The following is a 24,887-nucleotide window of genomic DNA, read 5'->3' on the forward strand; positions in this document are numbered from 1 at the left end:
GCCAACTTCAGGAGACACGTTATGACCCAAGAACTCGAGGCTGCGCGCACCGCTGAGCGCGACAAGCTGTTGACCACCGAGTTGGTCCCTGAGCAGGTACTGCCGAAGGTGATGACCACTTTCGGGCTCGTCGCCACGTATGTGTTCATCATCTGCTGGATCACCGGCTCGTCGATCATGGCGGCCGGCGGCTGGACGGCGATCCCGATGTGGGTGCTCGGCATCCTGACGTTCCTGGTGCCGGCCGGAATGGCGGTCGCCGAACTGGGTAACCTGTGGCCCGGCGAAGGCGGCGTCTATATCTGGGCCACCCGCACCATGGGTGAAACCTGGGGATTCATCGGTGGTTACCTGTCCTGGATCCCGGTGGTGCTGAACTCCGCGTCATCCCCGGCGATCATCCTGCAGTTCCTGTTGCTGGCTTTCCACGCCCAGCTCGGACTGACCCTGACCATCATTCTTCAACTGGTGCTGCTGTGGGCGGTCGTGGGCCTGGCCCTGGCCAAACTGGCCGCCAACCAGCGGATCATGAACACCGTCTTCATCGTGTACTGGGTGCTCACCGCGGTCATCTTCATCTCCGGCGTCGTCTATGCAGCGCGGAACGGGTTCGCAACGCCGTTCAGTGCCAAGGCCGCGCTGGTACCCGACTTCACCGGCGCCGGATTCCTTTACGGCACTGTGCTGCTGTACCTCGTCGGTGTCGAAACCCCCTACAACATGGGTGCGGAGTTCCTGTCGGTACGCCGCAGTGGTCCCAGAATGGTGGTGTGGGGGTCGGCGGCCCTGGTGATCATCTATCTGCTGACCACTCTCGGCACCATCATGGTGCTGCCATCGGACCAGATCGACCCGGTCACCGGCGTCATCGGGATGCTCGGCACTGCCGCTCCCAAGGGTGTCATGGAGGTGGCCGCGATCGTGTTGGCGTGCATCGTGTTCGTGGCGTTGATGTCGTATCAGGTCACGTACTCGCGACTGATCTTCGTCTCCGGCTTGGAACGGCACCTGCCCCGCATCTTCACTCACCTCAACCCGCGTACCCGTAATCCCGTGACCGCGGTGCTGATCCAGGGCGTGCTCTCGTCACTGCTCATAGTCGGGTTGTACTCGCAGAGCAGCATGGCGAACGTCACCGTGTTCCTGCAGGGCGGCCTGTCCATCGCATGGCTCATCTCCGGATTCTTCTTCCTGATCCCGGTCGTGATCGCGCGGCGGAAATACGCCGATCGCTATGCAAATGAACAGTTCTGGCGGATTCCCGGCGGCTCGGTCGGAGTCTGGATCACCATCGTCGTCGGCACGGTCGGCACCATCGGTGGCATCTACTACTCGTTTGCCAAATCGTGGATCAAAGACGTGCCCGACGGCACCTGGATGGCGTGGACCGGCAGCATCGCACTCGGCATGTTCGCCCTCGGCGTCGTCGTCTACGTCCTCGGCCGCCGGGCGGCGCACAAGACGAGCTCGGACGACGCGCTGGCGCATCTTGCAGTTCTCGACCTCACCAAGGAGGGCATGTCCAAATGAGCATGGACAGCACCGTGCTGACCGCACCGGGCCCGGGCGTCCCCGACGCCATCCGCTACCCGCTCGACCCACTCACCGGACCCGAGATCGAGGCGGCGGCGGCCGTCGTCACGGGGTCGGAATATGCAAGTCCCACACTGAAATTCGTGATGATCCAACTGGCGGAGCCGGCGAAGACCGCGACGCTGACCTTCGAGGGTGCGCCGGAACCGCCACGGCGGGCGTCCGTCATCGCCTATGACGGTGCGGCCAAGCTCATCTACGAGGCGGTCGTCGATATCGGTGCCAGGGTAATCGATTCCTGGACACCGATTCCCGGCCGATTCCCGTCCTACCTGGTCGAGCACATGACCGGTGTCGAGGAGAAGGTTCGCGAGGACCCGCGGTGGCAGGAGGGCATGCGCAAGCGTGGCGTGACGGATTTCAGCCTGGCGATGATCGACCCGTGGCCCGCGGGCTATTACGGAGCCCAGGATCACTACGAGAACTCACCACTGATCTGCCGCCCGCTGACGTTCATGCGTGCCGCGCCGTCGGAAAACGGTTATGCCCGGCCCGTCGAAGGCCTGATCGTCACCTTCGACCTCGATTCGATGACGGTGATCGACGTCGAGGACCACGGGGTGGTCCCCCTGCCCAGTAAGGGCGGCAACTACTCCGATCAGTTCATGTTCAGTGCGGACAACCGACCGGCATTCACCCGGTTCCGCGATGATGTCAAGACCATCGAGATCAGTCAGCCCGACGGTCCGAGCTTCAGCGTCGACGGATGGAACGTGAAGTGGCAGAAGTGGTCCCTGCGTGTCGGATTCAATCCGCGGGAGGGTCTGGTTCTGCACGAGGTCACCTACAACGACCGGGGCACGGTGCGGCCTGTCATGTACCGGGCCGCGCTCTCGGAAATGGTGGTGCCCTATGGGGATTCGTCGCCCACGCACTGGAACAAGAACGTCTTCGACATGGGCGAGGTCGGGATGGGTTTCTCGGCCAACCCGCTGACGCTCGGCTGTGATTGCCTGGGCGAGATCTTCTATTTCGACGGCGTCGTCAACGACTCCGACGGCAACGCGGTCACCATCCCCAATGCGATCTGCATGCATGAGGAAGACTTCGGAATCTCCTGGAAACACACCGATTTCCGCACCGGCGAGGTCGAGGTGCGGCGGTCCCGGCGGTTGGTGATCTCGATGATCTGCACGGTCGGCAACTATGAGTACGGTTTCTTCTGGTACCTCTACAACGATGCGTCCATCGAGATGGAAGTCAAGCTCACCGGTGTGCTGACCACCGGCTCAATCGCAGAGGGCGAGACCCCGCGCTGGGGCAAGATGGTGGCGCCGGGCATGTACGGGCCCAACCACCAGCACTTCTTCAATTTCCGCATGGATATGAGCATCGACGGGCCGGGCAACAGCGTCTACGAGGTCGACTCGATACCCGAACCCGACCCGGCGCTCAATCCGCACCACAATGCGTGGATCACCCGGGACACCCTGGTGGCCTCGGAGTCCGTCGGGGCGCGGGACTGGGAGCACTCGACCGGACGGTACTGGAAGGTGGTCAACCCGTCGAAGCTCAACGAGTTCGGTGCTCCGGTGGGGTACAAGCTGATGCCCAAGGACATCGTGCCGGTGATGGTCCAGGAGGGGTCGGTCATCTACGACCGGGCGCGGTTCGTCCAGCACAATCTGTGGGTCACCCGCTACGACCCGAAAGAGCTTTACGCGGCGGGCGATTACATGTACCAGTGCGCCGAGGCCCAGGGGTTGCCACAGTACATCGCCGACGACGCGCCACTGGCCGACACGGACATCGTGCTCTGGTACACCGTCGGCGCTCATCACGTCGTATGCCCGGAGGATTGGCCGGTCATGCCATGCCATTACACCGGCTTCAAGCTCAAGCCGGTCGGCTTCTTCGACGGCAATCCGGCGCTGGACGTGCCGCCGTCGCCGCCGGCGGCGTGCCACCACCACTGATGCGTGGTGACGCACCGCGGCAGCGACCCGAGATATCAGTGTCGGCGCGCCGGCGCCGGGCGTCCTATGCTCTTTCCTGAGTGGAGGTACACCGCGGTCTGCATTCTCCTATGATGACCGGCGAGTATCGCCGAAACGGGGGATGTGCATGGGGTCGGGTCCGGAGAACGAGCCGGGTGAGCAGTTTGCGCCGGGCGAGGACTATCAGCCGGGCCGGGTCGTCCAACCGGGCGAGGAGTACCGGCCCGCACCTGCACAGGGTTCGATCCGTTGGCAGGAGCCGGGCGTCACCAAGCCCCGGCCCCCGACCGTCGCCGAGGCCCGCCAGCGCGACAAGGCGCGCAAGGCCCGCGAGGCCGCCGAACAGTGGGCCGCGCTGCAAGAAGAGAAGCGCGAGCAACGCAAGGCCACCGGTCGCAAGGTGCTGATCGGCTCGGTCGCGGTGGTCGGTGTCGTCGGCGCCGTCGCGCTCGGTTACCACCTGCTGCACCAGGACGACGAGGTCGCCGCTTCCTGCGTCAAGGACGGCACCAACGAAGTGGTCCCCGACGAGTACTGCAGCCGCGGCTACGCAGGGTCGCACAGCACGTTCATCTACGCCGGGTCGCCCTACCGCTACTACTACGGCGGGTCCAGCGGCGGCATCGGCACCATCGCCCGCGGCGGCACCATCGAGATCCCCAAGGGCACAACGGCGAAGACCAAATCCGGGACATCGATCACGAAGTCCGGATCGTCGGTGAGCCGCGGCGGGTTCGGTTCCAAGAGCGGCGGAAGTTCAGGTAGCTGATGCGCAGGGAAAGGCACGCCCCGAGGCCGGGGTGGGAAGGCATTGTCGCCGCTCAGGGAATGTGTTTCGGCACGCCCGCGCGTGACGGGTCCGGCGCCGCCCGCCCGTACTGGGACGAATCGGTGCACTACGTGTTCGACATGGACGAGGTGCTGTCCCTGGAGGCCAGCGTCGAGGTGCTGCACTCGATGTGCCTGCAGGCCGTCGAGCAGGTGGTCCTGATGGAGCGGTACCGCGACTTCGGGCTGCCGGAATGGAGCTGGGAGCACGTCGAAAAGTCTTGGCGCCGCAGCGATCCGCACTTGTACGGACGCTTCGACCTGCGCTACGACGGGCGTCGGCCTCCGGTTCTGTTGGAGTACAACGCCGATACGCCCACCACGCTGCTGGAAGCCTCGATCCTGCAGTGGTACTGGAAGACCGACGTCTTTCCGGCAGACGATCAGTGGAACTCGTTGCACGAGAAGCTGGTTGAGCGGTGGGGCAAGATCCGGGACTTGTTGCCCGGCAGCGAGACTCACTTCACCTGGTCGTCGGCGGACGCGTCGGGAGAGGACAACGTCACGCTGGCCTACATCCAGGAATGCGCTGCCGAGGCGGGGATGAACACCGTCGGGCTGGCGATCGAGGAGATCGGCTACGACGAAGATCTGCACCGGTTCGTCGACCTCGAGGAAGCCCCGATGTCGTCGATCTTCAAGCTGTACCCGTGGGAATGGCTGCTCGACGACGATTTCGGCCAGAAGGCGGTCGACCTGTTGCCTGCCACGATGTGGGTTGAGCCGCTGTGGAAGACGCTGCTGAGCAACAAGGCGATATTGGCCGTGCTGTGGGAGATGTTCCCCGGCCACCCGAACCTGTTGCCCGCCTACATCGATGACCCACATGAGCTGACCGAGTACGTGCGCAAACCCAAGCTCGGCAGGGAGGGCGCCAACATCAACATCGTAGGCGCTGGCTTCGAAACCGAGACCGGCGGCGTGTACGGCGAAGAGGGCTACGTCTACCAATTGCTGGACCCGCTACCGCAGTTCGACGACATGCGCCCCGCGCTGGGCGCGTGGATCGTCGGCGACGAGTCTGCCGGGCTGGGCATCCGCGAGACCTCCGGGCTGGTCACCGATGACGGCGCCGCCTTTGTGCCACACCGAATTCCGCAGTGACTCCGGAAGGAAAACTCTTCATGACCCCTGACGTGTCCGTCGTCGCGCTCAGCCGTGACTACTGGTCGGTCGTCGGCCACGGCGCGGCCGCGATCGTGCTCTACACCATCGTGGGGATTGCGCTGATGGTGCTCGGCTTCTTCGTGATCGACTGGACCACACCGGGTCCGCTGCGTGCCCTGGTGCAGGCCGGTCGCCCCAACGCGGCGGCGATAACCGCATCGGGGGTCATCTCGATGGCGCTCATCGTCGTACTGGCGATCTACAGCTCCTCGGGTGATCTGATCCAGGGCCTCATCACCACGCTGGTGTTCGGCCTGCTGGGCATTGCCGCACAAGCGGTTTCGGTGCGGCTCATCGAGTTCGCCAAGGGCGTCGACATCGGCCGGGTGCTGGCCGAGGAGAAGTTCACGCCGGAGGTGTTGGTGGTGACGGCGTCATACCTGGCGTTCGGTCTGATCGTCGCCGCCGCGATTCTCTAGTCGCTCGCGACAGGATCAGCCCGCGATCTCCCGGCACACGGCGGCAGTCGCGCGGGTGAGTGATTGCGCGCCCTCGCGCAGCGCCTGCTCGATCGGCGTTGCCGCAGCGGTGATCCCGACGAGGCGGTCCACGCCGTGGGCGAGCAGCACGTCGGCGTCTGGCGCTACCCGCCCCGCGAAGATCACCACCCTGGCGCCGGCTCGCACGGCGGCGCGCGCCACACCGAACGGGGTCTTGCCCAGCATGGTCTGGGCGTCGACACTGCCCTCACCGGTGAACACCCAGTCCGCGCCGGCCACCGCCTGATCCAGCCGCACGGTCTCGGCGATCATCTCGACGCCCGGATGGCATTCGGCGCCGAGAAAATCCATCAGTCCAAAGCCCAGCCCGCCGGCCGCACCGGCACCGGCCCGCTCGGGGTGAGCCGCGCCCAGCGTCGACTCGGTCACCGCCACCAGGCGGCTCAACCCGCGCTCCAGCACCTCGACATCGTCGGCGGTGGCGCCCTTCTGCGGCCCGAAGACCGCACTGGCACCGCCCTCGCCGAGCAGGGGAGCGGTGACGTCGGAGGCGATCCTGATCCGAACCTCGGCCAGCCGAGGGTCGAGGCCGGACAGCTCGATGCGCTGCAGCCGGGACAGGGCGGCGCCACCGGGCGGCAGCGGCGCATCATCGGCGTCGTAGAACGCCGCACCCAGCGCCGCGAGCATGCCGGCACCGCCGTCGTTGGTCGCCGACCCGCCCAGCCCGATCAACAGGTCGGTGGCACCGTGGTCGAGCGCCGAGGTGATGAGCTGTCCGACGCCGAAGGTGCTGGCCCGCAACACGTCCCGATCGGCCGGGGCGATGAGTTCCAGTCCCGCCGCGGCCGCCATCTCCACCACCGCGAGCCGCTGGTCGGCGATGAAGCCGTAGTGCGCGAGTACGGGGCGGCCCAGCGCGTCGCACACGTCGACCCCGATGCGCTCACCGTCGAGGGCGTCGACGACGGCGTCGACGGTGCCCTCGCCGCCGTCGGCCATGGGCACCCCGACGCATTCGGCGTCCGGCCACACCGACAGCACACCGTCGCGCATCGCGGCGACGGCCTGTGACGCGGTCATCGACTCCTTGAAGGAGTCCGGGGCGAGCACGATTTTCATTGCGTGAGGATAGTCAGCCTCAATCGACGGCGCGCGCCAGCAGGTGCTTGAGTTCGTGTAGTTCCTCGGCGCTGAGATTGGCCAGCGCCGCCACGTCGGCGGCGTGAACGACGGCCTCGGCCTGTTTCAGCAGGGCAGCGCCGTCAGGCGTCAGCTCGGCAGGCAGGGCACGTCCTGAGGCCACGCTGGCCGGTCGCCGCACCACGCCGCGCTCCTGAAGTCCCCGTAACACGTTGTTCATGGCCTGCGGCGAGACGTTGATGTGCCGGGCCAGCTCGGCGTTGGACTGTCCGGGGGCGGTGGAGAGCACCCGCAGGCACACGAATTCGGGCAGGGTCAATCCCAGCGGCTGCAAGCGCGCGGCCACGATCGGCTGCAGCACCGCGGTCACGCGGTAGATCAGGAAACCGAGCGGCTGGTCGGCGAGGATGTCACCCATGTCAATCATATTGACACATATCAACCACGTTGATATACCGGACCTATGACCTCACCACAAGAAGCGCAGCAAGTATTCGAATCCGCCTATCGCGGCGAGGCTCCCGAGTTCGCGGGTGTCCGCCCGCCGTGGAGCATCGGAGAGCCGCAGCCGGAGATCGCGGCACTGATCGCCGAGGGCAAGTTCCACGGCGACGTGCTCGACGCCGGGTGCGGCGAGGCGGCCACCGCGCTGTACCTCGCCGAGCAGGGCTTCACCACCGTGGGCCTGGACCAGTCGCCGACCGCCATCGAGCTGGCCCGCGCCGAAGCCGCCAAGCGCGGCCTGACCAACGCGACCTTCGACGTGGCCGACATCAGCTCGTTCACCGGCTACGACGGCCGATTCGGAACCATCGTCGACAGCACGCTGTTCCACTCGATGCCCGTCGAGCTGCGCGAGGGTTACCAGCAGTCGATCGTGCGGGCCGCCGCGCCCGGTGCGTCGTACTTCGTGCTGGTGTTCGACAAGGCGACCATGGGTGACACCGGCCCGGCCAATCCGGTCACCGAGCACGAGCTGCGAGAGATCGTCGGCAAATACTGGGTGATCGACGACGTCCGCCCGGCCCGGATCCACGCCAACGTGCCTGCCGCATTCGCGAACTTCGCCGATTTCGCAGGCACCGACATCCGCGACGAAGGCGGCGATCGCAAGTCCGTGGCCGCCTGGCTGCTGCAGGCGCACCTGGGCTGACATCAGCCGGCCGGCGGCACCCGGACGGCTCGTCCCCGTCGCTTCGCTCGCCCCAGGATCTGACCCGGGCTTCGCTCGCACGCCTCGATAAGGCAGGATGGGTTTGCCGTCCTGGGGTATCCCCGGATGGCTCTCTAATGCGAGGAGTGCCGAGGAAACCGATGGCGGATCCGAATGTCGCCGGCCAGGCCGCAGCACCTATTCGCCCCCTTTACACGCGGGTTCTGCTGAAGCTCGGCGGTGAGATGTTCGGCGGTGGCCAGGTCGGCCTCGACCCCGACGTCGTGCACCAGGTGGCCCGCCAGATCGCCGAGATCGTTCGCGCAGGCGCCCAGGTCGCGGTCGTCATCGGCGGGGGCAACTTCTTCCGTGGCGCCCAGCTGCAACAGCGCGGCATGGAGCGCACCCGTTCGGACTACATGGGCATGCTCGGCACCGTGATGAACAGCCTTGCCCTGCAGGACTTCCTGGAGAAGGAAGGCATCGACACCCGCGTGCAGACGGCCATCACGATGGGCCAGGTCGCCGAGCCCTACATCCCGCTGCGCGCCGTGCGGCACCTGGAGAAGGGCCGCGTGGTCATCTTCGGCGCAGGCATGGGCCTGCCGTACTTCTCGACCGACACCACCGCCGCCCAGCGTGCGCTGGAGATCGGCGCCGAGGTGGTGCTGATGGCCAAGGCGGTCGACGGTGTGTACACCGACGATCCGCGCACCAACCCGGACGCCGAGCTCATCACCGCCATCAGCCACCGCGAGGTCATCGACCGCGGACTCAAAGTGGCCGATGCGACAGCATTCAGCCTGTGCATGGACAACCGCATGCCGATTCTCGTGTTCAACCTCCTCACCGACGGCAATATCGCTCGTGCGGTGGCGGGTGAGAAGATCGGAACACTGGTCACCACCTGACAGGTGCGACAGCGACGGGAGAACCCAAAGTGATCGACGAGACTCTCTTCGACGCCGAAGAGAAGATGGAAAAGGCCGTGACGGTCGCGCGCGACGATCTCGCGTCCATCCGTACCGGGCGCGCCAACCCTGGCATGTTCTCGCGGATCAACATCGACTACTACGGTTCGATGACACCGATCACCCAGCTGTCGAGCATCAATGTGCCCGAGGCGCGCCTGGTGGTCATCAAGCCGTATGAGGCCTCGCAGCTCAAGCCGATCGAGGACGCGATCCGCAACTCCGACCTGGGCGTCAACCCCAGCAACGACGGCAGCGTCATCCGTATCTCCATCCCGCAGCTGACCGAGGAGCGCCGTCGCGACCTGGTGAAACAGGCCAAGAGCAAGGGCGAGGACGCCAAGGTGTCGGTGCGCAACATCCGCCGCAAGGCGATGGAAGAGCTCAGCCGCATCAAGAAGGACGGCGAGGCGGGCGAGGACGAGGTCGGACGCGCCGAGAAGGACCTCGACAAGTCCACCCACACCTACACCGCCCAGATCGACGATCTGGTCAAGCACAAAGAAGGCGAACTGCTGGAGGTCTAGTGACCGATCAGCAGGCGGGTTCCGTGGCAAACACACCGGCTTCAGAGCCGACGAACGAGGCCGTGAAGAAGACGGGGCGCGCCGGGCGTAATTTGCCGGCAGCGATCGCCGTGGGCGTCGGCCTCGGCGGTTCCGTCATCGCCATTCTGCTGTTCGCCCCCAAGGTCTGGGTCGGCGTCGTCGCCGCGGCGATGGCGGTGGCCACCCATGAGGTGGTCCGACGACTGCGGGAAGGCGGCTACTCGGTACCCGTCGTGCCGCTGCTGATCGGCGGGCAGGCCATCGTCTGGCTGACCTGGCCGTTCGGTGCGGCCGGCGCGCTCGGTGGCTTCGGCGGCACAGTGGTGCTGTGCCTCATCTGGCGGCTGCTGTCCGGCGGCCTGTCGGCGGCACCGGCCAACTACACCCGCGACGTCTCGGTGACGATCTTCCTGGCCGCCTGGATGCCGCTGTTCGGCGCGTTCGGCGTGCTGCTGATCTACCCGCCCGACGGCGCAGGCCGGGTGTTCTGCCTGATGTTGGGCGTGGTGGCCTCTGACGTCGGCGGCTATACGGCGGGGGTGCTGTTCGGTAAGCACCCGATGGTCCCGGCGATCAGCCCGAAGAAATCCTGGGAGGGGCTGGCCGGCTCGCTCGTGCTCGGCATCGTCGTCTCGGTGCTGGCTGTGCGGTTCCTGCTCGACAAACCGGCCTGGGTGGGCATACCGCTCGGCATCATGCTCGTCATCACCGGCACGCTCGGCGACCTGGTGGAATCCCAGGTCAAACGCGACCTCGGCATCAAGGACATGGGCACCCTGCTGCCCGGCCACGGCGGTCTCATGGACCGCATCGACTCGGTGCTGCCCTCAGCCGTCGCCACCTGGATCGTGCTGACCCTGCTGGCCTGAATCCCGGGTCACTTCGCTCCTGCCCGCGGGACCCGACACGTTCAGCCAGCACGCCACCGCTCCGACTGCCAGGCCCGCCACGATCCCGACATCGGGACGCTGGCCCAGCATCACCCACGACAGCAGGCCCGCGACCGCCGGGATGACACTGAACAGCATCGCCACCGCCGCCGCGCCGTGGTCGTTGACGGCCCGCACGTAGAGCGTCATCCCCAGCAGCGCATTGGACAGCACCACCGCGGCCACCGCGCCGGCGGCCTTCCACGGATTGGTCACGGTGAACGGCAGCGTCGCCGCGAGCAGTGCCACCGGCACCACGCACACCACGTTCTGCAGCGCCGCGGTGGCCCGGAAGTCCACGCCCGAGCAGAACCGTTGCTGATACACCCCGCCGGCGGCCACCGACACCAGTGACACCAGCAGTAAAAGCACCACCGGGTCGACGCCGCCGACCATCACGAGCCGGCCGGCGCATGCCAGCAGCACCGCCAGCACGCCCAACGTGAGTGCCCCTACGCGCCGCCACGTCAGGCCTTCACCCAGGAACGCCGCCGCCAGCAGTGCCGTGACGACCGGATTCATCGAGATGATCACCGCGCCCAGCACCGCGGGAGCCCCATGTAACAGCGCCAGGTACAGGCAGCCGAACAACACGCCCTGCGCCAGCAAGCCGCTGACGAGCACATGCACGAGCGTGCGTCCTGTGGGCCAGCTCACCCGCGCCGCCACCGCCCAACCGCTCAGAATCGCGCCCGCCACGCCGAACCGGAACACCAGCACCGCCATCGGCGACATGGCCGAAACTGCCAGTGCGCCAATCGGATAGCCCAGCGCGTAGAAGAACGTGAGGGTGGACGCGGTCCGCAACGGCATGGGACTGGTGGTGCTCGCTGTGGCCATACCGCCATGGTGCTGACGCACCGCGGTGCTCGTCCAATCAATTTCGGCCACGTTGAGATGAGATACTGACAAAGAATCATGACCGGATCCCTGCCCCTAGTCTTCGACGCACCGCGACGCGCCATGCCGCCGCGGCATCTCGCCGACCTCGATGAGGAGGGCCGCGCCGCCGCCGTCGCCGAGCTGGGGCTGCCGAAATTCCGGGCAAAACAGCTGGCCAATCAGTATTACGGCCGGCTCATCGCCGACCCGCAGAAGATGACCGACCTGCCCGCCGCCGTGCGCGATCAGGTCGCCGAGGCGTTGTTCCCGATGCTCATCGACCCGGTGAAGCAGATCCAGTGCGACGCCGGTGAGACCCGCAAGACGCTGTGGCGCGCGGGTGACGGGACGACGTTCGAGTCGGTGCTGATGCGGTACCCGCAGCGCAACACCGTGTGCATCTCGTCACAGGCCGGGTGCGGGATGGCGTGCCCGTTCTGCGCGACGGGCCAGGGTGGGCTCAAGCGCAACCTCTCGACCGCCGAGATCCTCGAACAGGTGCGTGCCGCGTCGTCGGCCATGCGTGACGAACATGACGGCCGGCTGTCCAACATCGTCTTCATGGGCATGGGGGAGCCGCTGGCAAACTACAACCGGGTGCTGGCCGCCGTGCGCCGCATCATCGCGCCGCCACCCAACGGTTTCGGTATCAGCGCCCGGTCGGTGACGGTGTCGACCGTGGGGCTCGCGCCTGCCATCCGCAAGCTGGCCGACGAGCGCCTCGGCGTCACGCTCGCGCTGTCCCTGCACACCCCCGACGACGAACTCCGCGACACCCTGGTCCCGGTGAACAACCGGTGGAAGGTCGACGAAGTCCTCGACGCCGCACGCTATTACGCCGACGTGACCGGTCGGCGGGTGTCGGTCGAGTACGCGCTGATCCGTGATATCAACGATCAGCCTTGGCGCGCAGACCTTTTGGGCAAGAAGCTACACAGCAAGCTGGGACCGCTGGTGCATGTGAACCTGATCCCGCTCAATCCGACGCCGGGCAGCAAGTGGGATGCCAGTCCCAAACCGGTCGAGCGGGAGTTCGTCAAACGCGTTCAGGCCAAGGGGGTTTCGTGCACGGTGCGCGACACCCGGGGCCGCGAGATCGCGGCTGCCTGCGGGCAGTTGGCGGCCGAGGGCTGATCTTCTCCCGCCGAGACTACGGTTTATGTCGCGTTTTCGGTGTTTTCGCGGCACAAACCGTAGTGTCGGCGGTCAGGGGTGATTCGCTCGCAAGCTTCACTCACGCCGGCATGCCGATGGTCTTCGACTCGAAGTACTCCTTGAAGCCCTCCTCGCCGTTGCGGCGCCCCAGCCCACTCTGTTTGGTGCCGCCGAACGGGCTGTTGATGCCGAAGTGGCTGCGGGCGTTGATCGTCACGTTGCCCGTGCGGATCCGGCGCGCGACGGCGAACGCGCGGTCGAGGTCGGTGGAGGAGACCTCGCCGGAAAGTCCGTAGATCGAGTTGTTGGCGATGGCGACCGCTTCGTCGTCGGAGTCGTACGGCGTGACCGTCAGCACCGGGCCGAAGATCTCCTCCTGGGCGACGCGGGAGTCGGGATCCACATCGGCCAGCAAGGTGGGGGCGACGTAGTAGCCGGTGGGCAGGTTCTCCGGAATGCCGCCGCCGGTGACCAGCCTGGCGCCGGTGGCGATGCCCGCAGAGATCAACCCGAGCACCTTCTCGCGTTGGGTGGCACTGATCTGCGGGCCCTGCATGATGCCCGGCGTCCACGGATCGCCGACCGGGAAGTTCTCCATCGCAGCCTTGAGGATCTCGATGCCCTCGTCATAACGGCTGCGCGGCAACAGGATCCGGCTCGGCAGGATGCACGACTGCCCGCTCATCACGCACGCCATCATCGCCGCGATGGGCAGCGCGGAGCTGAAATCGGCGTCGTCGAGCACGATATGGGCCGACTTGCCGCCCAACTCCAGCAGCGTCTTCTTCACCGTCGCCGCCCCGGCCGCCAGGATGGCGCGCCCGGTGGCCGTCGAGCCGGTGAAGGTGATCATGTCGACGCGGGGGTCGGCAGCCAGCGCGGCGCCGACCTCGTTGGCGCCTCCCACCACGACGTTGAACACGCCTGCGGGAATGTCGGTGTGCTCGAACACGATGCGGCCCAGCTCGGTGCCCGACCACGGGGTGAGCTGTGCGGGTTTGAGGACGACGGTGTTGCCCGCCATCAGCGCGGGTACGGTCTCGGCGATGTTGAGGTAGAACGGCACGTTCCACGGCGTGATGGCGCCGACGACGCCGACCGGTTCGTAGGCGATCATGCGGCGCGCCGGCCCCAACTGCGTGGCATGCACACCGGTGTCGACGACGTAGGAGAAACCCTTCCCGTGCTCGGCCCAGTGTTTGACCTCACCGATCGGTTCCTCGATCTGGGAGCCGGTCACGGTGACCGGACAGCCGACCTCGGTCACCAAGATCCGGCGCAGCCGCTCCTTCTCGGCCTGCAGCGCGTCGTGCAACTGCATCAGGCAGTGGTGGCGGAACTCGACGTCGCGGCTCCAGTCGGTCTCGTCGAAGGCCCTGCGCGCGGCGCCGATGGCACGTTCCATGTCTGTCACGCTGCCGTCGGTGGCCTGGCCGACAACCTGCTCCGTCGCCGGATGGATCACATCGAATGTCGCGCCGCTGCCGGTGTATTGGAGTTCGCCGTCGATGAGCATGCGTTCGTCGCCGGCGAGCACACCGATGGTGTCGTGCACCTGGGTCATGCCGAACAGCTTTACAAAAATAGTGGCGAGTGTCACCCCCTGGAGCGAAACTTGTTGAGCGGTCGCTCAGGGCGGGTGGTGGCGCTAACTCCCGTCGGGCTGTTTGATCCCGACGGCGTGCCGCAGCTGTGCGAGGAACTGGTCGCCGTCGTCACTGCGCACGATGTAGTGCGAAACCGCCACCCTGATCGCGGTCGCGGCCTTCACCGCGGCATTCGGGCCGGACAGCAACCGCTGCAGGCGGGCCCGCATCACCGGGATGATGTGGTCGAGTTGCGCGATGACGACCTCGGGTTCGATGTCCACCAGCCGCACGCCCGAATAGGACTGCTGGTAGGAGACGATGAATCGCAAAGCGGCATCCAACTTTTCGGTTCCGCGCAGCCCGACTGTCGCGCGGCCGATGCCGGAGTCGAACATCTCGCGCTCGAAGTGGCCGAAGGCGTCGAGCAATTCCTGTTTGTCGGCAAACCACCGGTAGAGCGTCGGACGTGAAACCCCCGCCTGCAGAGCTACCTCCGACAGGCTCAGCTTGGTCTGTCCGCTGCGGGCGAGCACCTCGGCGGTCGCCACCAGGATCCGGTGGCGCGTCGACGTGTCCTCGACGTCCCGCTGAGCGGGTACTGGTTCATTCACTTCCAAGCCTCGGTCGACGATGGTTTCCCAAATGGTAGGGCCATCACAGCAATTTCTTGAGTAATGCCACAGTATCGAGGTCGGCAAGCGCCGCCACCGCGCGCCGGGTGCCCGCCAGTGCGATGTCCTCGGTCTGCATGCCACCCATGCCCGCGGTGATGACTGCCGCGGTGTACGCGTAGAGCGCACCCATCCGGTAGCGCTGCCACAGCTCGTCGGCAGCCAGGTCCGGCCCGCCCGCCGCGCTCAGGGCATGGCGGTACCGGTCGAGCAGGTCGTGTTCGGCGGCCTGCCGGTCGTCGGTCGTCATGCTGGTGATGAGGGTGTAGGCGAGTTCGCGGCCCGGATGTGCGCGTCGCACCGCCTGCCAGTCCAGCAGTCCCGCCGCGCCGTCGCGGAAGTAGACATTGCCCGGGTGTGCGTCGCCGTGCGTGACGGTGTGCGGTGGTCGGTCGAGCAACCGCGCGACCGCCCGGTAGTGCTCGTCGATGAAGCGTCCGCTCGCCACGTCGATGTCCGTGCGGTCGGCGAGCTTGCGGCTGGACAGCTTGAGCAGGGGACCGGTGAGCAGGGACGTGTGGTCGCCGGAGGCCGTGTATGCCCACGACGGCAACCGCTCCCAGAACGCCGCGTGCAGCCGGGCCAGCAGTTCGACGACCAACCCGGCCTGGTCCTTGTCGAGCGGATGCAGGGTGTCGGGGAACTCGCACGGCCCCGCGGCGAGATCCTCGAGTACCAGCACGAAGCGTCCGGTCAACGGGTCGAACCCGGATCCATGGCAGCGCGGGACCCCGGTCAGGCCGGCCGACAACTGGTCGTAGAACCGCACCTCGGTGTGCGCCAGCCTGCCGAGCTCACCCATCAGCCGGGTCGCCGCCGTCTCGGCAGGGATCTTGACGAACACCGACTCGGGAACGCCGGACCCGGTCAGGGCCAGTCGTGCGCGTGACGACGTGCCCGCATCGCCGGCGAGCACCGCGACGGCCGTGACGGTTCGGCCGAGCAGGCGCGACAGGTACGCCGCGTCGAGATCGGAGACGCGGCGGGGAAGCGCGCGGATGTGCCCGATGGTGCCGTCGGTTGCGATACGTTGCACCCCGTGCCCGAGATGGGTAGCCAGGCCGACGGCGGGGGCGAGACGACGGACCTGGGTGAGCATTCGCCAAGTTTACAAATTTTGTCCATATTGTAAATAGTATTTCGGGAAGGACTGCGATGGCGGGTCCGATGGACGGGTTCCGGGTCGTCGAGCTCGGCATCTGGGTGGCGGCCCCCGCGGCAGGCGCGATCCTGGCCGACTGGGGTGCCGACGTCATCAAGGTCGAACCGCCGACCGGCGATCCGGCGCGCAGCTTCGGCCGCATGCTCGGGCTGGATCCCGACCTCGGGGCGGTTTCAAACCCGCCCTTCGAGATGGACAACCGGTCCAAACGCAGTGTCGTGCTCGATCTCGGCAGTGCCGAGGGCCGTCGCATCGCACTCGAACTACTGTGTACCGCAGACGTTTTCCTGACCAATATCCGCCCCGCGGTGCTGCTGCGCATGCAGCTGGACTTCGAGACGGTCGCCGCGCACAACCCGCGACTGGTGTACGGACTGGTCACCGGATACGGCCTGGCCGGTCCGGATGCCGACCGCGCCGCCTACGACGTGGCCGCGTTCTGGGCCCGCGCGGGGCTGGCCGACCTGCTCACCCGCCCCGGGGACACGCCGCCGTTCCAGCGTGGCGGCATGGGGGACCACAGCGCCGGGATGACGCTGGCGGCCGCGGCGTGCGCGGCCCTGCTGGCCAGAAACCGCACCGGCACAGGACAATTGGTGACGACGTCGCTGTACCGCCAAGGCGCCTACACGGTGAGCTTCGATCTGAACACCCTGCTGATGACCGGCAGGCAGATCGCGATCGGACAGCGCGAGACGATGGCCAACCCGTGCATGAACAACTATTCCGCCGCCGACGGTAAACGTTTCTGGATCGTGGGACTCCAGGGCGACCGGCACTGGCCCGCGCTGTGCCGGGTGATCGACCGCGAGGATTGGCTCACCGATGCGCGGTTCGCCACGGCGCGTGACCGTTTCACCCATGCGCGTGAGCTGATCACCGACCTCGATGCCATCTTCGCCACGGCGCCGCTGGCGGTGTGGGGGCAGCGCTTCGACGCCGAACCCGACTTCTTCTGGTCACCCGTCAACACCCTCGACGACGTCATCGCCGACGAGCAGTTCCGCGCCGCGGGCGGCATCGTCGATGTGCCCGAAGGAGTTTCAAGCATGCCGATGGTCGCCAGCCCGGCCGACTTCTCCGCCACACCATGGCAACCGCGGGCGACGGCCCCGGAACTCGGTGCTCACACCGAGGAGGTACTGGCCGAATTGCGAGCGGTCAGGACCGCCGAGAATTGATCGCGGCCAACAGTTCGTCGAGTTGGGCTCGGCTGACTTTGCCGCCCGAGAATCCGACCATGCGCTCGATCGGGATGGATGCGGCCATCCGGAGCAGATCCACCCCGAGCCCCGCCGCGCTGTCGCCGGCGGGCATGACGTCGGCGACGGCGGCCATCACCACCGGGGCCGCGATCGGATCGGCCAGCAACTCACCCAGCGTCGACTCCCTGGTGAACGGCGTCGTCGCCGCATCGCCCTCGACGTGGACCGTCGCCTCCGCTCGCAGGTCGCGGATCGACGCGCCGACCGACACCCGGTAGTCACCACCCTGCACCACCCAGCGGCCGTTCCAGTACGCGAGATCGGCTCGCCGGACCGGTATTTCGACGACCTGGCACTCGCCCGGAGCCAGGGTCACGCCGGCGAAGCCGATCAGCCACCGAGGCGGTCGGCTCACCTCCGACGCGGGGAGCGCGGCGTACGCCTGGACGACTTCCCGGCCGACCCGCTCGCCGGTGTTGGTCACGCTCACCCGCAGGCCCGTGAGATCGTCGTCGACCTGCAGCTGCGAGTACTCGAATCGCGTGTAGGACAGCCCGTGTCCGAACGGGAACGCGACGTCCAGGCCTCGCGCGTCGTACCAGCGGTAGCCGACGAACATCCGTTCGCCGTAGAGCGTATGGCCCCGTTCGGACGGGAAGTTCAGGTAGGCGGGGGTGTCCTGCAGCCGCAGCGGCACCGTCTCGGCCAGCCGTCCCGACGGGTTGACCACGCCGAACAGCACATCGGCGACGGCGCCGCCACCAGCCTGGCCGAGCAGTGCGCCGTCGAGGATCGCCGGGGCCAGTTCGGCGACGGTATCGAGACGCACCACGCCACCGTGGGCCAGTACCACCACCGTGCGCGGCTGGACCGCGACGATCTCGCGCAGCAAGCTCAGCTGATCGCCCGGAAGGTCGATGTGCTCACGGTCGAAGCCCTCCGACTCCTCCTCGGCCGTCAGCCCGAGGAACAGCACTGCGGTGTCGGCGGATTCGGCCGCGGCGACAGCGTCGGCCACCGCATCCGGGGTCGAACCGCCGGGGCAGAACGTCACCTCGTGCGGCCCGGCGAGCCTGCGGATCTCGTCGAGCGGGATGTCCAACCGGGTCGCGTTGACGTGTGAGCTGCCACCACCCTGATACCGCGGCACCTGCGCGAACGACCCGATGACGGCCAGCCGGGACGGTGTCAGCGGCAGTAGACCGCCGTCGTTCTTGAGCAGTACCACGGCCGCTGCGGCGGCCTCGCGCGCCAGGCTGTGGTGCGCGGCGGCGTCGAAAGAAGCGTTGCCGGCAGTGTTTTCGGTGGTGCGCTGCACCAGCCGGGCGACGCGCTGCGCCGCCAGGGTCACGACGGCCTCGTCGAGTGCTCCGGCCTGCACGGCCGCGACGACATCGGCGTCGCTGACCCGGCCGGTGGTCGGCATCTCCAGATCCAGCCCGGCCGCCACCGCGGCGACCCGATCCCGCACCGCGCCCCAGTCGCTGACCACCAGCCCGTCGAAGCCCCATTCGTCACGCAGCACATCGGTGAGCAGCCAGGCGTTCTCGGCGGCGTAGATCCCGTTGATGCGGTTGTACGAACACATCACCGTCCACGGCTGCGCCTCACGCACCACCTGCTCGAACGCGCGCAGATAGATCTCGCGCAACGTCCGGTCGTCGACGTCGGAGCTGGCCCGCATCCGGTCGTATTCGGCGTTGTTGAGCGCGAAGTGCTTCACCGAGGCGCCCACGCCCCGGCTCTGTACGCCACGCACCCAGGCCGCCCCGAGCGTGCCGGCCAGCAGCGGATCCTCCGAGTAGTACTCGAAATTGCGGCCACAACGCGGATCCCGCTTGATGTTGACGCCCGGGCCGAGCAGGACCTGCACTCCCAGCGAGCGGGATTCATCGCCGAGGGCGGCACCGACGCGTTCCACCAGAGCGGGGTCCCACGTCTGGGCCAGCCCGACCGCGGGCGGGAAGCAGGTGGCAGGCTCGCTGGCGGCGAGGCCGAGATGATCTGTGGCGCTGCCGGATTGCTTGCGCACGCCGTGTGGGCCATCGGTCAGCACGATCGACGGGACGCCGTCGACAGCCGTGGTGGTCCAGAAGGTGGCCCCGCTACCCAGCGCGGCCCGCTGCTGCAAACTCAGCGCGGAGATGTCGGCCATGGGCCCCACGGTAGCGAATGTGTCGCGGGGGCAGGATGCGTCGCCGTGACCACGGACCGCGGCTCAGCCGGTGACCTCCTGAAACTTGCCGAGCACGGTCACGCCGCCGTCGGACACCACGAATCCGCGGGCGCGGTCGTGGTCTTTGTCGACGCCGATGTGAACCCCGGCGGGAATCACGACACCTTTGTCGATGATGGCGTTGCGAATGACGGCGTGTGGCCCGATGACGGTGTTGTCCATGATCACCGAGCGTTCGACGAGGGCGTGCTCCTCCACCCGGACTCCGGGGGACAGCACCGACTCACGCACCAGGGCACCGGAGACGATGACGCCGTTGGAGACCACGCTGTTGACAGCGCGGCCGACGCGGCCATCGTCCTCGTGGACGAATTTCGCCGGCGGGTGTGGCGGTATGTGGGTGAGGATGGGCCATTGGTGGTTGTAGAGGTTGAAGACCGGCACCAGGGCGCACAGGTCCATGTGGGCGTCGTAGTAGGAGTCGAGGGTTCCGACGTCGCGCCAGTATCCGGTGTCGCTGGGTGCGGCGCCGGGCACCTCGTTGCTCTGGAAGTCGTAGACCTGGGCAAGCCCGCGGTCGACCATCATCGGCATGATGTTGCCGCCCATGTCGTGCTTGCTGGAGGAGTCTTCGGCATCGGCGCGCAGGGCATCGAGCAGCACGTCGGTGGAGAACAGGTAGTTGCCCATGGAGACGAAGGTTTCGTCGGGGGCGTCGGGCAGGCCCGGCGGGTCGGCCGGTTTCTCCAGGAATGCCTCGACTTGACGGCCGTCGGGGCCGGTCTTGATCACCCCGAAGGCGCTCGCTTCGTTGCGGGGTACGCGAATTCCGGCGACGGTCGCCGCCGCGCCGCTCTCCAGGTGCTGGGCGATCATCTGGCGCGGGTCCATGCGGTAGACGTGATCGGCGCCGAAAACGATGACCAGGTCCGGCTTTTCGTCGTAGATCAGGTTCAGTGACTGGTATATCGCATTGGCCGAACCCGTGTACCACTGGGGGCCGAGGCGTTGCTGGGCGGGCACCGGGGTGACGTAGTTGCCGAGCATGCTGCTCATCCGCCACGTGGTGGTGATGTGGCGGTCGAGGCTGTGGCTCTTGTACTGGGTGAGCACCGCGATGCGCAGCACCCCCGCGTTGACCAGGTTGGACAACGCGAAGTCGATCAATCGGTACAACCCGCCGAACGGCACCGCCGGTTTGGCACGGTCCAGTGTCAGCGGTGAGAGGCGCTTGCCCTCACCGCCGGCCAGGACGATGCCGAGAACTTTTGGATCGGCCATCTTCAGAACTCCTCTGCACAACAACAACGCGCCCAATTCCGTGCGGACACTGAATCGTAAAGGCGCAACTCGACATTTGTGCGGGGTCGGCGAAATCAACACGCGGCGATCTTTTCGCAGGCACTCCCAGGCATTCGCAGACGAACACGTTTTAGTCGCACAACATCGGGCAAGATTGCGCGCGTGGGTAATTCAGCCCAGCGCGACGAAAGCCAACCGAACACAACGGAAACCACATTTATTGCCACGCGAGTGGTAAAAATTGGTCTAGACTCCGCAATTGCCCTGCGAACACACCACGCAGGGTTCTAGTTTGAGCTTTCATGAAACCTCTGGTGATTCGCAGCGCTGTTGTCGCTGCGCTCGGTGGCCTGATTTTCGGGTTCGACACCGCTGTCATCTCCGGCGCGGAGGAGCAGATCCAGCACGTCTTCGCGCTCAGCGATGCGAAATTGGGCTTCACCGTGACGACTGCGCTGATCGGAACGATCGTCGGAGCCCTGACCGCGGGACGTCCCGCTGACCGGTACGGCCGCAAGAAGGTGCTCTACGCGATCGGCATCTTCTACGTGCTGGGTGCGGTGGGCTCGGCCCTGGCGACCAACGTGGAGACGCTCATGGCCTTCCGGTTCCTCGGTGGCCTCGGTGTCGGCGCGGCCAGCGTGTGCGCCCCGATCTACACCGCCGAAGTGGCCCCCGCCGCCCACCGCGGACGGTTGGTCGGTTTGGTGCAGTTCAACATCGTGCTGGGCATCCTGCTGGCCTATGCGTCCAACGCCGTCGTGCGCGCACTGGCCGACGGTGAGCACGCGTGGCGCTGGATGCTCGGCGTGATGGTGCTTCCCGCGGTGGTGTTCCTGCTGCTGTTGCCGACGGTCCCCGAAACGCCACGCTGGTTGGCGACGGCGGGGCGGTGGGATGAGGCCAGCGCGACCTGCAACCGGCTGTGCTCCACCCCGCAGGAGGCCGACTTCGAAATGGCGGAGATCCGTGCGTCGCTGGCGGCCGCGGAGAACGCGCCGTCGGTGCCGTTCTTCACTCCCGGGCACCGCAAAGTCATCCTGCTGGCGATCGCCATTGCGTTCTTCAACCAGATGTCGGGCATCAACGCGATCCTGTACTACGCCCCGCGCGTCATGCAGCAGGCCGGCGCCAGCACGAGTGCCGCCTATTGGATGAGTGTGGCCGTGGGTGCGATGAATCTGGTTGCGACGATGGCCGCATTGACCGTGATCGACAAGATCGGCAGGCGCAGGTTGATGATCGTCGGCTCGATCGGCTACCTCATCTCGCTGGGTTTCTTGGCGGGCGTGATGTTCTACTACGAGGACGCTCGCGGCGGCGCGTTCACCACCACCTCGTCGGTGCTGGTGCTGGCGGGGTTGATGGTGTTCATCGCCGCGCACGCATTCGGGCAGGGCTCGGTGATCTGGGTGTTCATCTCCGAGATCTTCCCGAACCGGATCCGTGGGCGCGGCCAGTCGCTGGGCAGCCTCACGCACTGGGTGTTCGCCGCGATCACGTCGTTCGCGTTCCCGCCGATCATCGGGGCGTTCGGCGGGGGAGTCGCGTTCAGCATCTTCTTCATCGCGATGCTCGGCCAGCTGGCCTGGGTGCTCAAGGTCATGCCCGAAACCAAGGGTGTGCCACTGGAGGAGATGGAGGCCAAGCTCGGCCTCACCCATGAACCGGGCGGTCCGCTCACCGCGAGGGGGCACTGATGACCGGCCGCGTGCTCAGCCTCGGTGAGGCGTTGATCGACGTCGTCATCCGGCCCGGGTCCATCGAGGAACACGTCGGCGGGAGCCCGCTCAACGTCGCGGTCGGGGTCGCCACCCTCGGTCACCCGGCCAGCATCTGCGCCCATTGGGGCGCCGATGAGCGCGGTGACATGCTGCGCCGCCGCGCGCAGGACGCAGGCCTGGAGGTCGTCGCAGGCACCGACTCCGCGACCAAGACGCCGGTCGCGTTCGCCCATGTCGACGAACACGGCCACGCCACTTACGATTTCGATCTGACCTGGGAGGTGCCGCCGCTACCGGACCTGTCGTCGTTCGGGCATCTGCACACCGGCAGCATCGCGGTCACGCTGGAACCGGGCGGTGCCGCCGTCGTCGATGTCGCCGCGCGGATGCAGGGCCACTGCACCGTGTCCTACGACCCGAATATCCGCCCGGCCCTGATGAAATCGCCCGACGCGGTGGTGGACCGCGTCGAACGGATGGTCGCCCTGTCCGACGTGGTCAAAGCCAGCGACGAAGACCTGGCGTGGCTGTATCCGCAGACGCCCGTCGAAGACATCATGCGCAGGTGGGTCAAGAGCGGTCCCGCCATGGTGGTGGTGACCCGCGGCCCCTGGGGCGCTTACGCGCTGCTGGCCCACAATCGCGACATGCTGCACCTCGATCAGCTGACCGTCGAGGTCGGCGACTCCGTCGGCGCCGGGGACTCGTTCATGGCGGGGCTGATCTCGGGGCTGATGGATGCCCGTCTGCTCGGCTCGGCCTCGGCGCGCCGGCGGCTGGCCGCGGTGAGCTGGTCCAATGTCCAGCCCGCGCTGCACCGCGCCATCATCACCAGCGCGTTGACCGTCAGTCACTCCGGGGCCTACGCGCCGGTGATGGCGGAGGTGGAGGCGGTTCAGGCGGCGGATCCGATGCTGCGCTGACCCGATTCCAGCCAACGCACTGCTTTACAAATTATCCTTCAACTGTCACGCTGGATTTCGTTGCCGCCCCGCGGAAGGAATCCACGTGACCGTTGCCGGCTCGCCGCAGGCCCGCACATGCAGTCCATTCGACATCACGTCCCACGACTTCTGGCGCCGACCGTTCGCCGAACGTGACCACACCTTCGCCCGGCTGCGGGCGCATGAAGGGTTGAGTTGGCACCAGCCGTTGCCGACGCTCTTCGACATCTCCGAACCCGGCTTCTGGGCGTTGACCCGCCGCGCTGACATCCAGTTCGCCAGTCAGCACCCGGAGCTGTTCACCTCCGCGCGTGGGGTGGCGCTGGACCCGATGCCGGCCGACGTGCAGAAGTTCGCGTCGTTTTTCCTGACGATGGACCCGCCCGAGCACACCACCTACCGCCGATTGATCAGCTCGGCGTTCACGCCCCGCAACGTCCGCAAGATCGAGGAGCAGATCCACCGCAACGCCGTCGCGGTGGTCGACGATCTCGTCGGGGCCGGCGACGTGGACTTCGTCGAGGCCTGCTCGGCGCGGCTGCCGATGAGGACCATCTCCGACATGCTCGGGGTGCCCGCGGCAGACCAACCCGCACTCGCCAAGGCCGCCGAGAAGTTGTTCAGCATGAGCGACGACGAGTACTCCAGCATCGAAGAACGCGCGATGGACACCATCAACGAGATCATGCTGATCTCGTCCACGGGCGTCGAACTGGCCAAGTTCCGCCGGGCCAATCCCGGTGACGACCTCATGACCAGCATCGTCAACGCCGAAGTCGACGGGCACCGGCTCACCGATGAGGAGATCGGCGCGTTTCTCATCCTGCTCGCCTCTGCGGGCAACGACACCACGAAGCAGACCACGACGCACGCGATGATGGCGCTGGCCGCCCATCCGGACCAAAAGGATTGGCTGCTGGAGGATTTCGACGGCCGGATCGGGCTCGCGGTCGAGGAGTTCGTCAGGTGGGCGACGCCCGTGCTGCAGTTCGCCCGGTTCGCCACTGCGGACGTCGAGATCGCCGGGCAGACCATCAGCGCCGGGGACAAGGTCGGCTTGTTCTACTGTTCGGCCAACCGGGACGAGTCGGTGTTCACCGATCCGCAGCGGTTCGACCTGAGCCGGTCACCGAACCCGCAGATCGGCTTCGGGGGCGGCGGGCCCCACTTCTGCCTGGGCAATCAACTCGCCAAGGCCGAGTTGCGAAACCTGTTCCGCGAGTTGCTGACCCGCATCAAGAGCATTGAGTTCGGCGAACCCGAGCTGCTCTACAGCAGCTTCGTCCACGGCATCAAGCGCGTGCCCGCCCACATCCGGTAGGGCACTTTTTCTCGCGAACAGACATGGCGGTACCGGAAACGCGGCGT

The 24,887-nt window shown here is 66.8% G+C and carries 22 protein-coding genes; 14 read left to right on the forward strand and 8 right to left on the reverse strand.

All coding sequences use genetic code 11. The features are described 5' to 3' along the window. The first annotated feature begins 21 nt into the window (after positions 1 to 21). From BST13_RS07900 to BST13_RS07920, 5 genes are all read left to right on the forward strand, one after another. Positions 22 to 1,530, forward strand: coding sequence for an APC family permease (locus tag BST13_RS07900; protein ID WP_083162335.1), 1,509 nt, complete (start codon positions 22 to 24; stop codon positions 1,528 to 1,530). Then, on the forward strand, positions 1,527 to 3,509 hold the full coding sequence (locus BST13_RS07905; RefSeq protein ID WP_083162337.1) for a primary-amine oxidase: 1,983 nt from the start codon (positions 1,527 to 1,529) through the stop codon (positions 3,507 to 3,509). The genes BST13_RS07900 and BST13_RS07905 overlap by 4 nt, the downstream gene beginning before the upstream one ends. Positions 3,510 to 3,774: 265 nt before the next feature. Further along, positions 3,775 to 4,299, forward strand: coding sequence for a hypothetical protein (locus BST13_RS07910; protein ID WP_083162530.1), 525 nt, complete (start codon positions 3,775 to 3,777; stop codon positions 4,297 to 4,299). Continuing rightward, positions 4,299 to 5,462, forward strand: a complete 1,164-nt coding sequence (locus tag BST13_RS07915; RefSeq protein WP_083162339.1) for a glutathionylspermidine synthase family protein — start codon at positions 4,299 to 4,301, stop codon at positions 5,460 to 5,462. Before BST13_RS07910 ends, BST13_RS07915 begins: the two co-directional genes overlap by 1 nt. A gap of 20 nt (positions 5,463 to 5,482) precedes the next feature. Next, positions 5,483 to 5,944, forward strand: coding sequence for a DUF350 domain-containing protein (locus BST13_RS07920; RefSeq protein WP_051244169.1), 462 nt, complete (start codon positions 5,483 to 5,485; stop codon positions 5,942 to 5,944). 15 nt (positions 5,945 to 5,959) lie between these two features. On the opposite strand, the gene BST13_RS07925 is transcribed toward BST13_RS07920, so the two are convergent. Together BST13_RS07925 and BST13_RS07930 are read right to left on the reverse strand one after the other, a co-directional pair. Next, positions 5,960 to 7,087, reverse strand: a complete 1,128-nt coding sequence (locus tag BST13_RS07925; protein WP_083162341.1) for a glycerate kinase — start codon at positions 7,085 to 7,087, stop codon at positions 5,960 to 5,962. 19 nt (positions 7,088 to 7,106) lie between these two features. Then, positions 7,107 to 7,535 (reverse strand): MarR family winged helix-turn-helix transcriptional regulator, encoded by a 429-nt coding sequence (locus BST13_RS07930; RefSeq protein WP_083162343.1) that lies wholly within the window; start codon positions 7,533 to 7,535, stop codon positions 7,107 to 7,109. A gap of 36 nt (positions 7,536 to 7,571) precedes the next feature. On the opposite strand from BST13_RS07930, the gene BST13_RS07935 reads away from it, so the two are divergent. From BST13_RS07935 to BST13_RS07950, 4 genes are all read left to right on the forward strand, one after another. Further along, complete coding sequence (locus BST13_RS07935) at positions 7,572 to 8,261, forward strand: class I SAM-dependent methyltransferase (RefSeq protein WP_083162345.1); 690 nt, start codon at positions 7,572 to 7,574, stop codon at positions 8,259 to 8,261. A gap of 161 nt (positions 8,262 to 8,422) precedes the next feature. Further along, a complete protein-coding gene (pyrH, locus tag BST13_RS07940; RefSeq protein ID WP_029373296.1) occupies positions 8,423 to 9,172 on the forward strand; it encodes a UMP kinase in 750 nt (249 codons plus the stop codon). 29 nt (positions 9,173 to 9,201) lie between these two features. Next, positions 9,202 to 9,759 carry a ribosome recycling factor gene (gene frr, locus BST13_RS07945; RefSeq protein WP_083162347.1) on the forward strand — a complete coding sequence of 186 codons (558 nt, stop codon included), beginning with the start codon at positions 9,202 to 9,204 and terminating at the stop codon, positions 9,757 to 9,759. Beyond that, a complete protein-coding gene (locus BST13_RS07950) occupies positions 9,759 to 10,649 on the forward strand; it encodes a phosphatidate cytidylyltransferase (RefSeq protein WP_083162349.1) in 891 nt (296 codons plus the stop codon). The genes frr and BST13_RS07950 overlap by 1 nt, the downstream gene beginning before the upstream one ends. Here the strand turns inward: BST13_RS07950 and BST13_RS07955 are convergent. Further along, positions 10,608 to 11,549 carry a DMT family transporter gene (locus BST13_RS07955; protein WP_211296031.1) on the reverse strand — a complete coding sequence of 314 codons (942 nt, stop codon included), beginning with the start codon at positions 11,547 to 11,549 and terminating at the stop codon, positions 10,608 to 10,610. The genes BST13_RS07950 and BST13_RS07955 overlap by 42 nt on opposite strands. Positions 11,550 to 11,627: 78 nt before the next feature. Here BST13_RS07955 and rlmN point away from each other — a divergent pair, with 78 nt between their 5' ends. Then, positions 11,628 to 12,725 carry a dual-specificity RNA methyltransferase RlmN gene (rlmN, locus tag BST13_RS07960; protein ID WP_083162351.1) on the forward strand — a complete coding sequence of 366 codons (1,098 nt, stop codon included), beginning with the start codon at positions 11,628 to 11,630 and terminating at the stop codon, positions 12,723 to 12,725. A 100-nt stretch (positions 12,726 to 12,825) separates the two neighbouring features. Here rlmN and BST13_RS07965 read toward each other — a convergent pair whose 3' ends face one another. The 3 genes from BST13_RS07965 to BST13_RS07975 form a co-directional block, all read right to left on the reverse strand. Continuing rightward, positions 12,826 to 14,310 carry an aldehyde dehydrogenase family protein gene (locus tag BST13_RS07965; RefSeq protein WP_083162353.1) on the reverse strand — a complete coding sequence of 495 codons (1,485 nt, stop codon included), beginning with the start codon at positions 14,308 to 14,310 and terminating at the stop codon, positions 12,826 to 12,828. An 84-nt stretch (positions 14,311 to 14,394) separates the two neighbouring features. Next, the gene (locus BST13_RS07970; RefSeq protein ID WP_083162355.1) at positions 14,395 to 14,946 is read right to left on the reverse strand and encodes a TetR/AcrR family transcriptional regulator; all 552 of its coding nucleotides are present in this window, start codon (positions 14,944 to 14,946) and stop codon (positions 14,395 to 14,397) included. 43 nt (positions 14,947 to 14,989) lie between these two features. Further along, positions 14,990 to 16,105 carry a phosphotransferase gene (locus BST13_RS07975; protein WP_083162357.1) on the reverse strand — a complete coding sequence of 372 codons (1,116 nt, stop codon included), beginning with the start codon at positions 16,103 to 16,105 and terminating at the stop codon, positions 14,990 to 14,992. Between the two features lie 56 nt (positions 16,106 to 16,161). Between BST13_RS07975 and BST13_RS07980 the strand changes: the two genes are divergently transcribed. Continuing rightward, complete coding sequence (locus BST13_RS07980) at positions 16,162 to 17,349, forward strand: CaiB/BaiF CoA transferase family protein (protein WP_083162359.1); 1,188 nt, start codon at positions 16,162 to 16,164, stop codon at positions 17,347 to 17,349. Here the strand turns inward: BST13_RS07980 and BST13_RS07985 are convergent. Both BST13_RS07985 and glgC read right to left on the reverse strand, forming a co-directional pair. Next, complete coding sequence (locus BST13_RS07985) at positions 17,330 to 19,528, reverse strand: beta-glucosidase (RefSeq protein WP_083162361.1); 2,199 nt, start codon at positions 19,526 to 19,528, stop codon at positions 17,330 to 17,332. The two genes, BST13_RS07980 and BST13_RS07985, sit on opposite strands and share 20 nt — an antisense overlap. A gap of 63 nt (positions 19,529 to 19,591) precedes the next feature. Further along, positions 19,592 to 20,830: a glucose-1-phosphate adenylyltransferase gene (glgC, locus tag BST13_RS07990; protein WP_083162363.1), complete on the reverse strand. Its 1,239-nt coding sequence runs from the start codon at positions 20,828 to 20,830 to the stop codon at positions 19,592 to 19,594. A 323-nt stretch (positions 20,831 to 21,153) separates the two neighbouring features. Here glgC and BST13_RS07995 point away from each other — a divergent pair, with 323 nt between their 5' ends. The 3 genes from BST13_RS07995 (at position 21,154) to BST13_RS08005 (ending at position 24,840) form a co-directional block, all read left to right on the forward strand. Further along, complete coding sequence (locus BST13_RS07995) at positions 21,154 to 22,551, forward strand: sugar porter family MFS transporter (RefSeq protein WP_083162365.1); 1,398 nt, start codon at positions 21,154 to 21,156, stop codon at positions 22,549 to 22,551. Continuing rightward, positions 22,551 to 23,498: a carbohydrate kinase family protein gene (locus tag BST13_RS08000; protein ID WP_083162367.1), complete on the forward strand. Its 948-nt coding sequence runs from the start codon at positions 22,551 to 22,553 to the stop codon at positions 23,496 to 23,498. Before BST13_RS07995 ends, BST13_RS08000 begins: the two co-directional genes overlap by 1 nt. A gap of 85 nt (positions 23,499 to 23,583) precedes the next feature. Further along, positions 23,584 to 24,840 (forward strand): cytochrome P450, encoded by a 1,257-nt coding sequence (locus tag BST13_RS08005; RefSeq protein ID WP_083162369.1) that lies wholly within the window; start codon positions 23,584 to 23,586, stop codon positions 24,838 to 24,840. Positions 24,841 to 24,887 lie beyond the last annotated feature (47 nt).

Origin of the sequence: Mycobacterium aquaticum (assembly GCF_002086485.1) — a bacterium.
Lineage (GTDB): Bacteria > Actinomycetota > Actinomycetes > Mycobacteriales > Mycobacteriaceae > Mycobacterium > Mycobacterium aquaticum.

Bases quoted from the DNA above. Each gene is read 5' to 3' on its own strand.
- BST13_RS07965 (WP_083162353.1), bottom strand. From the start codon at position 14,310: ATGACCCAGGTGCACGACACCATCGGTGTGCTCGCCGGCGACGAACGC.
- BST13_RS07925 (WP_083162341.1), bottom strand. From the start codon at position 7,087: ATGAAAATCGTGCTCGCCCCGGACTCCTTCAAGGAGTCGATGACCGCG.
- BST13_RS07930 (WP_083162343.1), bottom strand. From the start codon at position 7,535: ATGATTGACATGGGTGACATCCTCGCCGACCAGCCGCTCGGTTTCCTG.
- BST13_RS08000 (WP_083162367.1), top strand. From the start codon at position 22,551: ATGACCGGCCGCGTGCTCAGCCTCGGTGAGGCGTTGATCGACGTCGTC.
- BST13_RS07980 (WP_083162359.1), top strand. From the start codon at position 16,162: ATGGCGGGTCCGATGGACGGGTTCCGGGTCGTCGAGCTCGGCATCTGG.
- glgC (WP_083162363.1), bottom strand. From the start codon at position 20,830: ATGGCCGATCCAAAAGTTCTCGGCATCGTCCTGGCCGGCGGTGAGGGC.
- BST13_RS07915 (WP_083162339.1), top strand. From the start codon at position 4,299: ATGCGCAGGGAAAGGCACGCCCCGAGGCCGGGGTGGGAAGGCATTGTC.
- BST13_RS07985 (WP_083162361.1), bottom strand. From the start codon at position 19,528: ATGGCCGACATCTCCGCGCTGAGTTTGCAGCAGCGGGCCGCGCTGGGT.
- BST13_RS07955 (WP_211296031.1), bottom strand. From the start codon at position 11,549: ATGGCCACAGCGAGCACCACCAGTCCCATGCCGTTGCGGACCGCGTCC.
- BST13_RS07905 (WP_083162337.1), top strand. From the start codon at position 1,527: ATGAGCATGGACAGCACCGTGCTGACCGCACCGGGCCCGGGCGTCCCC.
- BST13_RS07935 (WP_083162345.1), top strand. From the start codon at position 7,572: ATGACCTCACCACAAGAAGCGCAGCAAGTATTCGAATCCGCCTATCGC.
- rlmN (WP_083162351.1), top strand. From the start codon at position 11,628: ATGACCGGATCCCTGCCCCTAGTCTTCGACGCACCGCGACGCGCCATG.
- BST13_RS07920 (WP_051244169.1), top strand. From the start codon at position 5,483: ATGACCCCTGACGTGTCCGTCGTCGCGCTCAGCCGTGACTACTGGTCG.
- BST13_RS07900 (WP_083162335.1), top strand. From the start codon at position 22: ATGACCCAAGAACTCGAGGCTGCGCGCACCGCTGAGCGCGACAAGCTG.
- pyrH (WP_029373296.1), top strand. From the start codon at position 8,423: ATGGCGGATCCGAATGTCGCCGGCCAGGCCGCAGCACCTATTCGCCCC.
- BST13_RS07995 (WP_083162365.1), top strand. From the start codon at position 21,154: ATGAAACCTCTGGTGATTCGCAGCGCTGTTGTCGCTGCGCTCGGTGGC.
- BST13_RS07975 (WP_083162357.1), bottom strand. From the start codon at position 16,105: ATGCTCACCCAGGTCCGTCGTCTCGCCCCCGCCGTCGGCCTGGCTACC.